Origin of the sequence: Pseudomonas sp. B7 (assembly GCF_016735645.1) — a bacterium.
Taxonomy (GTDB): domain Bacteria; phylum Pseudomonadota; class Gammaproteobacteria; order Pseudomonadales; family Pseudomonadaceae; genus Aquipseudomonas; species Aquipseudomonas glycinae.
Genome location: NZ_JAERRE010000004.1, coordinates 337,922 through 351,074, shown reverse-complemented (window position 1 = coordinate 351,074; position 13,153 = coordinate 337,922). Strand labels below are relative to the sequence as shown.

General features: G+C 61.1%; 11 protein-coding genes. 5 read left to right on the top strand and 6 right to left on the bottom strand.

The window, feature by feature from the left end:
- Positions 1-81: 81 nt before the first annotated feature.
- Positions 82-330: a helix-turn-helix domain-containing protein gene (locus tag JKA62_RS12560; RefSeq protein WP_085647915.1), complete on the top strand. Its 249-nt coding sequence runs from the start codon at positions 82-84 to the stop codon at positions 328-330.
- A complete protein-coding gene (locus tag JKA62_RS12555) occupies positions 323-1,546 on the top strand; it encodes a type II toxin-antitoxin system HipA family toxin (protein WP_201817978.1) in 1,224 nt (407 codons plus the stop codon). The genes JKA62_RS12560 and JKA62_RS12555 overlap by 8 nt, the downstream gene beginning before the upstream one ends.
- Before the next feature lie 15 nt (positions 1,547-1,561).
- Here JKA62_RS12555 and JKA62_RS12550 read toward each other — a convergent pair whose 3' ends face one another.
- The gene (locus JKA62_RS12550) at positions 1,562-2,566 is read right to left on the bottom strand and encodes an AraC family transcriptional regulator (protein ID WP_011331915.1); all 1,005 of its coding nucleotides are present in this window, start codon (positions 2,564-2,566) and stop codon (positions 1,562-1,564) included.
- A gap of 100 nt (positions 2,567-2,666) precedes the next feature.
- Here JKA62_RS12550 and JKA62_RS12545 point away from each other — a divergent pair, with 100 nt between their 5' ends.
- The gene (locus tag JKA62_RS12545) at positions 2,667-3,740 is read left to right on the top strand and encodes a fatty acid desaturase (protein WP_011331916.1); all 1,074 of its coding nucleotides are present in this window, start codon (positions 2,667-2,669) and stop codon (positions 3,738-3,740) included.
- Between the two features lie 227 nt (positions 3,741-3,967).
- Here JKA62_RS12545 and JKA62_RS12540 read toward each other — a convergent pair whose 3' ends face one another.
- Genes JKA62_RS12540 through JKA62_RS12530 form a run of 3 tightly spaced genes read right to left on the bottom strand, consistent with a single transcriptional unit; the run spans position 3,968 to position 8,003 of the window.
- Positions 3,968-5,578: an arylsulfatase gene (locus JKA62_RS12540; protein ID WP_201817976.1), complete on the bottom strand. Its 1,611-nt coding sequence runs from the start codon at positions 5,576-5,578 to the stop codon at positions 3,968-3,970.
- Positions 5,579-5,592: 14 nt separating this feature from the next.
- The gene (locus JKA62_RS12535) at positions 5,593-6,408 is read right to left on the bottom strand and encodes an ABC transporter ATP-binding protein (RefSeq protein ID WP_201817974.1); all 816 of its coding nucleotides are present in this window, start codon (positions 6,406-6,408) and stop codon (positions 5,593-5,595) included.
- Positions 6,405-8,003 (bottom strand): ABC transporter permease, encoded by a 1,599-nt coding sequence (locus tag JKA62_RS12530; RefSeq protein WP_201817972.1) that lies wholly within the window; start codon positions 8,001-8,003, stop codon positions 6,405-6,407. The genes JKA62_RS12535 and JKA62_RS12530 overlap by 4 nt, the downstream gene beginning before the upstream one ends.
- Before the next feature lie 304 nt (positions 8,004-8,307).
- On the opposite strand from JKA62_RS12530, the gene JKA62_RS12525 reads away from it, so the two are divergent.
- The gene (locus JKA62_RS12525) at positions 8,308-9,321 is read left to right on the top strand and encodes an ABC transporter substrate-binding protein (protein ID WP_011331920.1); all 1,014 of its coding nucleotides are present in this window, start codon (positions 8,308-8,310) and stop codon (positions 9,319-9,321) included.
- Positions 9,322-9,360: 39 nt separating this feature from the next.
- On the opposite strand, the gene JKA62_RS12520 is transcribed toward JKA62_RS12525, so the two are convergent.
- Complete coding sequence (locus JKA62_RS12520; protein WP_041475105.1) at positions 9,361-10,281, bottom strand: LysR family transcriptional regulator; 921 nt, start codon at positions 10,279-10,281, stop codon at positions 9,361-9,363.
- 180 nt (positions 10,282-10,461) lie between these two features.
- Here JKA62_RS12520 and JKA62_RS12515 point away from each other — a divergent pair, with 180 nt between their 5' ends.
- Positions 10,462-11,382 carry a TauD/TfdA dioxygenase family protein gene (locus tag JKA62_RS12515; protein WP_007952791.1) on the top strand — a complete coding sequence of 307 codons (921 nt, stop codon included), beginning with the start codon at positions 10,462-10,464 and terminating at the stop codon, positions 11,380-11,382.
- 140 nt (positions 11,383-11,522) lie between these two features.
- On the opposite strand, the gene JKA62_RS12510 is transcribed toward JKA62_RS12515, so the two are convergent.
- On the bottom strand, positions 11,523-13,133 hold the full coding sequence (locus tag JKA62_RS12510; RefSeq protein WP_201817970.1) for an alkaline phosphatase family protein: 1,611 nt from the start codon (positions 13,131-13,133) through the stop codon (positions 11,523-11,525).
- Positions 13,134-13,153 lie beyond the last annotated feature (20 nt).

The window sequence follows — 13,153 nt, the reverse complement described above, 5'->3', positions numbered from 1 at the left end:
CTTGCCCTGAATTGGCATCGAATACGATGCGTATACTTTTAATTACGCTTTATTGCACTGCATATAATGCACTGGTGTGTCATGGAACAGTTGGGCGAACTGATCAGAACTCTGCGCAAAGCGCAAAAACTCTCGCAGCAAGCGTTGGCGCAACGTTACGGCATGAGCCGCGCCACCATTTCGGGTATCGAAAACAATACGATTTCTGAAATTGGTCTGCGCAAAGTCGAGGCGATCCTCAACGGCTTTGGCTATGAGCTGACAGCGATTCCCGTGAGAGCACAACGTCCGACACTCGACGCGTTGCAGAAGGTCAATTTCCATGACTGAGCCGACAGATCGCTTGCACATCACCGTCGCTGATAGCCCGGTCGGAACGCTCGGTCGAGGGCAGCCGGGCATGGACAGTGTGTTCAGTTATCGCGAGGACGCCATCGACGAGAATGCAGTGTCGCTGACAATGCCGACCCGGCTGGAGAGCTACGGCTGGGAGCGGGGCATTCATCCCGTCTTCGAAATGAATCTGCCGGAAGGCGCGCTGCGCGATGAACTGGTTCGACGCTTCAGTAAAGCAGTGCGCGGTTTTGATGATTTCGCCTTGCTCGCTATCGTCGGACCGCATCAGTTGGGACGGCTGGCGATTACCAGCGAGTCGGCAACCGAGCGTCAGCCCGAAACATCATTGGCCGAGCTTTTGGTGCATGACGGTGCCCAGGGATTGTTCGATGATTTGCTACAGAAGTACGGCCAATACTCCGGGGTTTCGGGCGTGCAGCCCAAAGTTCTGGTGCGCGACAGTGCGGCAGCAGTTGATCGCCTGACTCACCGAGGCTCCACACATCTGGTCAAAGCCTTCCGTCCCGAAGAGTTTCCCGAGCTGGCGACCAACGAGTACTTCTGTATGCGCGCCGCAGCGCTTAGCGGACTTGAAGTGCCAAAGTTTGAATTGAGTGAGCAGGGCAAGTTTTTGGTGGTCGAGCGTTTTGACCTGATTGAGCACGGCTATCTGGGTTTCGAGGACTTTTGCGTACTCAACGGCTGGCCTTCCAGAGCCAAATACGATGGTTCTTACGAAGGCGCTGCCCGACAGATCAAGGCCTTTGTTTCGCCTGCGCTGTTGAGTCAGGCGCTGGAGGCTTTTTTCAAGATCGTGGCGCTGTCAGCGGGACTGAAAAACGGCGATGCGCACCTGAAGAACTTCGGTGTGCTGTATGACCATTGCGGTGCGCAGGCTTCGATCCGGCTGGCCCCGGCTTACGACATCATCACCACATCGGTTTACATCAGGAACGACAGCCTGGCCTTGCTGCTGGGCGGGTCGAAGGCATGGCCCAAGCAGAAGGCGCTCATCCGCTTCGGCCGTACGGCGTGCAATCTCACTGAAGGCCGGTGCAATGAACTACTGCAGCAGGTTGTTCATGGCATGCAGACGGCGATGGCGGAAATGCTCGAGCATTGCCGAACCCATCAGTCATTCGCCGAGGTGGGTACGGCAATGATCGAGCAGTGGGAGTCCGGGATTGAACGCAGTCTGACCAAGGGTTGAGCGACCCATTTGCGCTCAGCGCAACTGATCCCGAAACTGCCCCGGCGTCATCCCGGTCCAGCGTTTGAACGCGCGGCTGAAGCTGCTGGTGTCGGCAAATCCCAACAGATAACTGACCTCGCTCAGCGAGCATTGCGGATCGCGCAGGTGCAGCAGTGCGAGATTCTCGCGGCTTTCATTCAGCAGGGTGTCGAAGCGACAACCCTCGTCCGCCAGGTGCCGTTGCAGGCTGCGCAGGCTCAAGTGCAGGGCCTGGGCGATGCGTTCGGCGCTGGGTTCGCCTTCGGGCAGTTGTTCTTCGATGGCGTCGCGTACCTTGCGCTCCCAGGTCAGCGGCTTGAGCTGGGCGAGGGTGCGTTTGAGCACCGCTTCGTTGTGCTCGGCCAGTTCCGGGTTGGCGTCGTCGAGGTGGCTGTCGAAGTCGGCGAGGGCGAATTCGATGCGGTCTTCTTCGGCGGAAAAGTGCACCGGCGAGCGGAACACCTTGTGCCATTGATGCGCATCGGCCGGTTCCGGGCGGCGCAGGTACACCGCCAGTGGCGCGTAGTCGCGGCCGAGGCGATTGCGGCAGGTGCGCACATAGATCGCGGCAAACGCGTCGATGGCTTCGAAGGCGGGTGCCGGATTGCCGACCGGGATTTTCAGGTGAAACCGGTAGCGGTCCTCGGTGCGGGTCAGCTCCAGTTCCAGCGCGTCGCTGACCACCTGGTGATAACGCACGATCCGCTCGAACACTTCCCGCAGGCTGCCGCTGGCCACCAACGCATAGCCCAACGCGTGAAACGTCGTGGGGCTGACGAACCGCGACACTCGCAAACCAATCGCCGGATCGCCGCTGACCTGCACCGCGATTTCCCACAGGCGTGTGGTCGCGGACAACGGATAGCGGGCATTCGGGTCGTCCATCAATTGCGGATCGAGCCCGGCCTGCTGGCACAGGGCAGTGCTGTCCAGCCCCAGCGCGTCGAGTTGCTTGCGCAGGGCACGGGTCCAGCTGGCGAGAGAAGTCGGTTCCTTCATGCTGGTTGGCGCTTCCGGTCAACAGGTTGGCGTTCTCGGCTACCGCGTCCGGACCCTGCGCGGGGCAGGATACGAACATCAATAACCAGAGGATGGAAGCATGGACCGTACTTCTGCAAGTCCCCAGCGACACAATGCTGCCCAGCGATCAGCGCATATTCGCGAAGTGGTGCTGGCCAAAGGCGTCGAGCTGCGCGAGCGCTACCCGATTCTCAACCATCAGGACGCCCTCGGCGCGGGGATTCTGGTGTTTGCCCTGGCCGGAATGATCGGTTCAGCGGCGCTCTACGTCACCGGGCACATGGCGTGGTGGGCGTGTCTGTTGCTCAACGCGTTTTTCGCTTCGCTGACCCATGAGCTTGAGCACGACCTTATCCACAGCATGTATTTCCGCAAACAGCGGGTGCCGCACAACCTGATGATGGGCCTGGTGTGGCTGGCGCGGCCGAGCACGATCAATCCGTGGATCCGCCGCCATCTGCACCTCAATCATCACAAGGTGTCTGGTACCGAAACCGACATGGAAGAACGGGCGATCACCAATGGCGAGCCTTGGGGTTTCGCGCGGTTGCTGATGGTCGGCGACAACGTGATGTCAGCGTTCATCCGCATGCTGCGGGCCAAGACCTGGGCGCACAAGTTCAGCATCATCAAACGCACGCTGAAGGTCTACGCGCCGCTGGCACTGGTGCATTGGGGCGCGTGGTATGTGTTTCTCGGGTTCCATGCCGCCAACGGGATCGCCTACCTGATGGGCTCGCCGATTGAATGGTCGGCGACCACGTTGTCGGTGATGCAAGTGATCGATATCGCCGCCGTGGTGATCATTGGCCCGAACGTGTTACGCACGTTTTGCCTGCACTTCATCAGTTCGAACATGCATTACTACGGGGATGTGGAGCCGGGCAATGTGCTTCAGCAATGTCAGGTGCTGAATCCGTGGTGGCTGTGGCCGTTGCAGGCGTTCTGCTTCAACTTCGGCAGCAGTCACGGGATTCATCATTTTGTGGTGAAGGAGCCGTTTTACATTCGCCAGCTGACGGTGCCGGTGGCGCACAAGGTGATGCGGGAGATGGGGGTTCGGTTCAACGATTTCGGGACGTTCGGGCGGGCGAACAGGTTTGTTCGCAAGGAAAATGAAGGGTTGGCGGGTAAGGCGATCGAGGTGAACTGACTTTGTGTTTTCGGCTGGAGATCCAGCCCTCACCCTAACCCTCTCCCGGGGGAGAGGGGACTGATTGGGGGATATTGGGGAAGTACGCCGACGTGATCTTGATGTGCCGAATCCATAATCGACTCGGTATTTCAGGTCGATGTATAACGCGGAACACCCCAGCCCTCTCCCTCCGGGAGAGGGCTGGGCGGGCGGCGTTCCGATGAGGGCAGCTCTTGAGCTAAATCTCAATCCGGCTGAAACGGCGACTCACTCAAGATCACCCCGGTCTCCTCCACATACCGCTGCCAATGCTCGATCAGCGCTTCAAGCTTCTGCGGCTGACTCGACGCCAGGTCATGAATCTCCCCCGGATCACTCCCCAGGTCGTAAAGCTGCCAGGTCGCCGGCCCCACTGGCCCGGGGATCCACACCGCCTTCCACTGACCCTGCCGAATCGCCCGGCGCCCGAACAATTCCCAACCGGTAACGGTGTGTTCGTCATGCACCTGCGCCGTCTCGCCGGACAGGAAACCCAGCCACGATTTACCACGCAACGGCGCCACCGGTTTGCCGTGCCACTGCTTGCCGGGATGGCGCACGCCGGCCAGATCGAGGATAGTCGGCGTGATGTCCATCACCGTGCCGAAACCATGGCTGATCTGTCCCTTCAGCGGCAGTTGCGGATAGTGCAGCAGCGCCGGAACGCGAATCCCGCCCTCGGTGGTGAACGCCTTGAACAGGCGTGACGGCGCGGTCGCCACCTGCGCCCAGTTCGGCCCGTACCAGACGTAGGAATTGGCGCGGCCGATGTTGTCGAGGCTGTTGTCGTAGTGCTGGCTCAGGTAGGTCACCAGCTCCGGACCGAATTTCGGGAAGGCTTCCAGCAGCGCGCCTTCGGCACCGTTGTCGGACATGAACAGGATGAAGGTGTTGTCGAGCTGGCCCTGCTGGCGCAGGTAATCGACGACGCGCCCGATGTTCCAGTCCATACGCTCGACCATCGCCGCGTAGACCTCCATCGCCCGGGCGGAAATCCGTTTTTGTTCATCGCTCAGCGCGTCCCATTGCGCGGTCAGCTGGATCAGTGGATGCGGTTCGACATCCGGCTCGATCAGGCCCAGTGACTTGAGTTTTTCCAGACGCTCGAGGCGCAGCACTTCCGGCCCCGCGTCGTAGCGGCCGCGATATTTTTCGACGATGTCGGCGGGCGCCTGCAACGGCCAGTGCGGCGCGGAAAACGGCAGATAGGCGAAGAACGGCCGGCTCTGGTCGCGCTCCTTGAGGTACTGCAACAGCTTGTCGCCGAAAGCGTCGGAGGAATAGAAATCCTTGGGCAATTCGTCGATGAACCTGTCGTCCTCGATGTACAGCGCCGGGGTGGATTTCAGCAGGCCGGGCGTGTGTTCATCGTAGGTCGGTTCGAATCCGTAGTGGTTGGCCGCGCCGGGCAGCAGCGAGAACGAGCGCTCGAAACCACGGGCGTGGGGCGCCAGTTCGGCAGTCAGGCCCAAGTGCCATTTGCCGCTCATCAAGGTCTGGTAACCGGCCTCGCGCAGCAACTCCGGCAACGCGACGACACGATCGTTGAGATAGCCTTCGTAACCCGGTTTGCCGATCAGCTCCGGGGTCAGGGTTTCGGCCATGGTGCCGATGCCGGCGATGTGGTGATCGGTGCCGGTGAGCAGCATCGAGCGGGTCGGCGAGCAGGTTGGTGCAGTGTGAAAATCGGTCAGGCGCAGGCCATTGTTGGCCAGGGCATCGAGGTTCGGCGTGGTGATTTCGCCGCCGAACGCGCCGATGTCGGAGAAGCCGAGGTCATCGGCCAGAATCACCAGAAAGTTGGGACGTTGTGGCATCGACAGGCTCCTGTTCAGCAGGCAATGAACGACAGCGGCAGATCGCGGATCTGTACCGGTGCGCTCGGTTGGTAATGATCGTCACTGGTCAGCTCGTGCAGCAGTTCTTCGCGCAGCTGATGGAAGTCGAAACTGCTGCGCTGGCGCGGATGGGGCAGGGCGATGTCCACCACCTGCTTGATCCGGCCGGGACGCGGTTCCATCACCACCACGCGGTCGGCGAGGAAAATCGCTTCCTCGACATCGTGGGTGACCAGAATCGTGGTGATCTTTGCCCGCTCGCGGATCGCCAGCAGTTCGTCCTGCATCTGCTGGCGGGTCAGCGCGTCGAGGGCGCCGAAGGGTTCGTCGAGCAACAGAATTCGTGGGCTCGCTACCAGTCCGCGAGCAATCGCCACGCGCTGGGCCATGCCGCCGGAGAGTTGATGCGGGTAGGCGCGGGTGAAGTCGCGCAGGCCCACCAGTTCGATGAAATCGTTGACGCGTTGCTGCTTTTCGGAGGCCGCCAGCGGCTCGTTGACCAGGCCCAGGCCGATGTTGTCGGCCACCGTCAGCCACGGGAACAAACGGTGCTCCTGAAATACGATGCCGCGCTCGCCGCCGATGCCGCTGACGGCTTTGCCATCGACGCTGATCTGCCCGCGAAACTGCGTATCGAGGCCGACCAGCAAGCGCAGCAGGGTGGATTTGCCGCAGCCGCTGGAGCCGACGATGGCGACGAATTCGCCTTCTGCAATGTCGAGGTTGAATTCGCGAATCGCCTCCAGTTCGAAGCCGTCGACGTCGAAGGATTTGCCTACATGGTTGAAGCTGACAATCGGTGCGTTCATGCGTGTCTCCAGCGGGTGGCGCGGATTTCCAGGCGTTGGCCAATGAGGTTGAGCAGGGCGCCGGTGAGGCCGACCAGCAGCATCCCGGCCATGATCAGGTCCATGCGCAGCAGTTGTTGGGCGCCGATCATCTGGCTGCCGATGCCGCCGTTGGACGGCATGAAGTATTCGGCGCCGATGGTGCCGAGCCAGGCGTAGATCAGGCTCAGGCGCAGGCCGGCGAAAATCCCCGGCGCGGCCCCCGGCAGCACCAGTCGGCGCAGGCGTTGGGCGAGGCTCAGGCGCAGCACCTGCGCGGCTTCGTTGAGTTGCGGCGAGAGGTTGACGACGCTGCGTTGGGTCGCGACAAACAACGGAAAGAAAGCGGCCAGGGCGACGAACACCCATTTCGCCAGTTCGCCCAGACCGAACCACGCGGTGAGCAGCGGCACCCAGGCGAAAATCGCGATCTGGCGCAGGGCGGCGAGGGTCGGGCCGAGCACGCGTTCGCTGGTACGCGACAGACCCAGCAACAAACCCAGCCCGAGGCCGAGGCCACCGCCAATCAACAAGCCGCCGAGGGTGCGGCCCAGGCTCAGGGCCATGCCCGAAATCAACGTGCCGTCGAGCAATCCGTTTTTCGTCGCCTCAAGCACCACCCACGGGCTGACCAGAATGTTGGCATCGATCCATTGCTGGTCGACCGCCAGTTGCCACAATGCAAACAGCGCCAGTGGCAGCAGCCATGGCTGCACGCGCTGCCAGCCTTCATAACGTGGGCCGCGACGAATTTCCGCCGTGGCCGGGTGCGGCCAGTGCACCAGTTTTTTGTCCAGCAGACCGATGCCGCGATCCATCGCCACGCCGATCAGGCCGATCACCACGATGCACACGAAGACGATGTCGAGCATGAACAGCTGTCGCGCCCAGACCATCAGGTAACCGATGCCTTCGCTGGAGGCCAGCAGCTCGACCGCAAGCAACGAGGTCCAGCCAGCGGCCAGCGCCAGACGCACGCCAGCCATGAACGCCGGGAGGGCGGCGGGCAGCACCAGTCGGCGGATCAACAGTCGTGGAGGCAAACGTAAAACAGCGGCGGCTTCGCGCAGCTTGGGTTGCGCATCGCGCACGCCGACCAGCGTATGCAAGGTCACCGGCACCACGATGGCTTTGACCAGCACCACCAGTTTCAGCGTTTCGCCGATGCCGAAAAACACCATGAACAGCGGAATCCACGCCAGCGTCGGCACCTGGGCCAGGCCGGCGAACGTCGGGAAGATCAGGCGTTCGAGGCGACGGCTGAAGCCCAGCGCCGCGCCGAGCATCGCGCCGGCGCTAACACCCGCCAGCAGGCCCCAGAACAACCGTTGCAGGCTAATCCACAAATGACTCCACAACTCGCCCTGGGACAGCTCGATCGCGCTGTTCCACACCAGTGACGGCGCCGGCAGGATCTGTTCGCTCATCCATTGATTACGCGCCGCCAGCCACCACAGGGCGAACAGTCCAAGCGGTAATATCCAGGGTAAAACGCGGTGGCTCAGGCTTGGCCAGGTACGCCGGCTTTTCAACGGCGGTGCGGCCAGTGGCAGGCTGAGCAGGGATTCACGGGCCATGGGTGACCTCCGTTGTCGGGTTGGATCGAGTCAGCGGAATTAGCTAAAAACCAATTGTTATAAGTGAGTTAGAAAATAATCATTTTGGAGATAAGCAGCGCCATTTAAGGCCTCCAGCCCTGCGCGCATCCAATGCATTCGAAGAATATTTTCGATGCTCTCCATGCATACGGCTCTGCATGTCCCGACTTTGCTGGCTTAGCTTGAAAAGCTATAAAAATGTGCTTTTTAAGTATTTAAGCGCTGATACGGATTGCGCCTACTTTCGGCTCCTCAATGCCCGCCGTGATCAGGAGCCGCACCCATGAACCTTCCCTTCAAACGTGTCATCAGTCTGTTTGCCGCGCCGGCACTGGCGGGTCTGCTGGCGTTCTCTGCCCAGGCCGACGAGCTCAAGGAAATCAGGATTGCCGTGCCTGATCTGAGCGCCGGTACCCAGCACAGCGGCGGGGGCATCGTGGACGTGCTGCGCGATCAGCAGATCTTTGAAAAGGCCTTCGCCGATCAAGGCATCAAGATTCAGTGGAGCTTCTTCAAGGGCGCCGGACCTGTGATCAACGAGGCATTCGCCAACGGCCAGGTGGATCTGGCCTATCTCGGAGATCTGGCGGCCATCATCGGCAAGTCCAACGGTCTGGACACGCGTCTGCTCAGCGCCAGCGCCCGGGGTGTGAAGCAATATCTCGGCGTCGTGCCGGGTTCGGGGATCAAGACGCTGCAGGATCTCAAAGGCAAGCGCGTAGCGATCTTCCGGGGCACTGCGACCCAGTTGTCGTTCGATGCGGCGCTGGCCAGCGTGGGTTTGAGCGAGAAGGACGTGAAGGTGATCAACCTCGATTTCAACGCAGCGGTAGCGGCGCTGGCGGCGAAGCAGATCGATGCATCGTGGGGCAGTTCCGGGCTGACCGCGTTGCAGGCCAAAGGACTGGCTGAGCTGCCATTGAATACCAAGGATCTCGGTGGCGCCGGCAGTGTGCAGTCGGTTCTGGTGGGCACCGGCAAGTTTGTCGACGGGCATCCGGAAGCCGTGGCGAAGCTGCTCAAGGCGCAGCAGCAGGCGGTGGAGTGGTTGACGCAGGACAGCAACAAGGACGCCTATGTGCAGCTTGTGTCGGGGCTGGCGAGCTATCCACCGGTGATCCTCACCCAGGATCTGAAGGATCAGAACCTGAGCGAAGTCTTCCCTTCGACACTGGATCCGCTGTTCCTCGAAAACCTGCAGGGCAAGGTGGATCTGGCGGCGCAGCAGAAGCTGATTCGCAAGCCGTTCAAGGTCAACGAGTGGGTGGCGCCTGAGCTGGCAGCTGCGAAGCTCTGAGTCATGCGGTCATTCCCGCGCAAGGCGTGGGAATGACCCTCATACCGCGACGCTGATCGCCTGCTTATCCACCGCCACCAACGTCTCGATCATCGCCCGCGCCGCCGGTGACAGCCGGAACCCCGTGCGGCTCACAATCCCGCACCGCGCATTCATGCTCTCTAGGTTCTGCGGCAGATTGCGCCAGTGCAGCAGCGCCAGCGAGCCTTGGGCGATGTCCTCGACAAACGCCTCTTCAGTGCCGACGCCAATCGCGTTGGATTGCAGCACCACTTTCACCAGCGCCGGAAAATGCTCGGTCTCGATGGTCGGTGAAAAATCGATCCGGCCGCTGAGATTCGCCAGCAGTTTGCGAATGCCCGGCGGGATCAACGTGGTCGCCAGCGGGTAGTCGAACATGTCGTTGGTCGACAGGCTTTCCTTGGCCAGCAGCGGATGCCCCGGCCGGCAGAAAAACACCCCGCGCTTGGGTGTCAGCGGCTGGGTCTGGAAGTTCGGGTCGGATTCGAAATGGCGGATGTCGGCGATGAAGAATTCGATCTCCTCGCGGCTCAGGGCGCGGCTGAGTTTTTCCCAGTTATCCACCTGAAAGCAGGTGCGTACTTTCGGGTGCGCATTGATGAATTGCGCCACCGCGTCCGGCACCAGTTTCACCGCTGGTGCCGGACCGCAACCGAAGTGCAGTTCGCCGGCATCGAGCTTGGTCATCTGCGTCACTTCGGCGCTGAGTAATGCCGCGCCCTGCACCAGGGTCAGGGCGTGCTGAAGCACCACCTGGCCTTCGGGTGTCGGGCGCAGATCCTTGTTGCCGCGATCCACCAGCACGCAGCCGAACTCCTGCTCCAGCCCCTGAATACTGCGGCTGAACGCCGGTTGAGTGATGCCCATGGCGTCGGCCGCGCGGACAAAACTGCGGTGTTCGTTGAGGGCGATGAAGTAGCGCAACTGGCGAAGATCCATATGCTTTTCCGGCATCCTAAAAATAGCTCGAAGGCATTTGCGACGAGGTTGCTTGAGGTTTTAAATGCAAGCTCTTATTCCGTCAACGAAGCATGTCAATATCTATTAGATGTAAATGGAATATAGATAGAGCGTTGTTTCGCTGCCGTCCAACCGCAAGCAGTCGATGAGGGTCTATCCATGAGCAATGCCGCACTCGCTGTAAAACCCGCTGTCCACGCGCTGGACATTCATCCGGTGGCCGGCCGTATCGGCGCCGAAATCCGTGGCGTGCACTTGTCCGGTGAGCTGGATGCCGCGACGGTTGAAGCCATTCAACAGGCGCTGATCCAGTACAAGGTCGTGTTCTTCCGCGAGCAGACCCAGCTCGACGATCAACGTCAGGAAGCCTTCGCGCATCTGCTCGGCGAGCCCGTGGCGCACCCGACCGTGCCGTCCCGCGAGGGTACCCGTTACCTCCTGGAACTGGACGGCGCCGAAGGGCAGCGCGCCAACTCGTGGCACACCGACGTGACCTTCGTCGATGCCTACCCGAAAGCCTCGATCCTGCGCTCGGTGGTGGCCCCGGCGTTCGGTGGCGACACGCTGTGGGCGAACACCGCGACCGCGTACAACGAACTGCCGACCGAGTTGCGCGAGCTGGCAGACAAACTGGTGGCTGTGCACAGCAACGAATACGACTACGCCGCCGTGAAGCCGGACGTGTCGGCGGAGAAGCTTGAGCGCTATCGCAAGATCTTCACCTCTACCGTCTACGAAACCGAGCACCCGGTGGTCCGCGTGCACCCGATCAGCGGCGAAAAGAGCTTGCTGCTGGGGCATTTCGTCAAACGCATCAAGGGCTATTCCCAGGCCGATTCGGCGCACCTGTTCGGCTTGCTGCAAAGTCATGTGATCCGTCAGGAGAACGTCGTGCGCTGGCGCTGGAAGGCCGGTGATGTGGCGATCTGGGATAACCGCTCGACCCAGCATTACGCGATTGATGATTACGGCACTCAGGATCGGGTGGTGCGTCGGGTAACGCTCAAAGGGGAAGTGCCGGTCGGGGCGAATGGGCAGCGTAGCCAGACCATCAAAGGGGCTGAGATCGTCGGCGTTTGATAACTGATCGTTCCCACGTCGAGGCGTCGAACCGTCTGCGTGGGAATGCCTCAATGGACGCTCTGCGTCCGCTTTGGGACGCGGAGCGTCCCGGGCTGCATTCCCACGCGGAGCGTGGGAACGATCAACACCAATCTCGATCACCAGACGCCAATCTGAACGAGCTTCTCGGTCTCCGGCTCCCCATAACGAAACCGCTGCCCACGCAAATCAATCTCCTGATGACTGATCGTCGTGCGCCGCTTCAGCCCGCGCACCCACTCGAACAGATACCCCGCATGCTCCTCGCGCACCGCTGCATACGCCGGATCAGCGCCCAGATCCTGCAGCTCCTGCGGGTCATTCAGCAGATCGAAAAGCTGCGGCCGGAAGCCGTCGTACGCCAGGTATTTCCAGCGCTCGCTGCGCACCATGGTCATGCGGCAACGGTCGATCGGCTGGCCCAGCCGCTCCCGTGCCGGGGCCTGAAAGGCGTAGTCGTATTCGCTGATCGAATAGCGGCGCCAGTCAGGGTTTTCACCATGCAGCAGTGGAATCAACGAGCGACCTTCCAGGCGATGCTCCGCCCCCGTCACGCCCAGCGCTTCGAGAAAGGTCGGCACGCCGTCGATGGTTTCCGCCAGACGTTCGTCCACCGTGCCCCGTGTGACATCCGCCGCCGCACGCGGGTCGCGCACGATCAATGGCACGCCCACCGCCTGTTCCAGCAAAAACTCCTTCTCGCCCAGCCAGTGATCGCCCAGAAAGTCGCCGTGATCACTGGTGAACACGATCAGCGTGTCTTCCCAGCGGCCGTTGCTTTGCAGGAAATCGAAGAGCCGCCCCAACTGATCATCGACCTGTTTGACCAGGCCCATGTACGTCGGGATCACATTCAGTCTTACCGGATCTTTGGAGAAATTCAGGCTTTCCTCATGCTGGCGAAAGGCCTGATAGACCGGGTGGTCGCTGGGAGATGCATTACGTACCGGTTCGAGAATCGATTTCGTACTGTACAAAGTGTGGTACGGCGCCGGTACGATGTAGGGCCAGTGGGGTTTGATATAGGACAGGTGTAAAAACCACGGTTTTTCACCTTGCTCACCGATGAAGTCGATGGCCCGATTGGTAGTGTAGACAGTCTCTGAATGTTGCTCGGGAATTCGCGCCGGCAAATGGGCATTGCGCATCTTCCAGCCACTGAGGATTTCGCCGTTGTCGCCTTCGGCCGCGTTGGCCCAGTCGTGCCAGGGGTTACGCCCTTCGAAACCCTGTTCGCGCAGGTAGTGGGTGTATGGCGCGGATTCGCGTTTGTCATCGAACAGCGGGTCGTCGGGAAAGATACCGTCGTGACGGAAGTACGCCTCAAAGCCGACTTCGTTGAGCACTTCGGCCTGAGCGCTTTCCGGGTTGATCGCCAACCGCTGCAAGGCATCCACGTTGGCCGTGGCGTGGGTCTTGCCGACCAGTGCAGTACGAATGCCGTGGGGGCGCAGGTAATCGCCGATGGTCAGCTCTTCCAGCGGCAGCGGCACGGCGTTCCACGCCACTTGATGGCTGCTGACATAGCGCCCGGTATAGGCCGACATCCGCGACGGCCCGCAGATCGTGCCCTGTGTGTAGGCACGGCTGAAGCGCACGCCGGCCGCAGCCAGGCGATCGATGTTCGGGGTGTGCAGGTGCGGGTGGCCGTAGCAGGACAGGTAATCGCGGCGCAGTTGATCGCACATGATGTACAGCACGTTGCGCACGGGGTTTTGCGGGTTGGACATGGGGTTCACCAGTCAGAAAG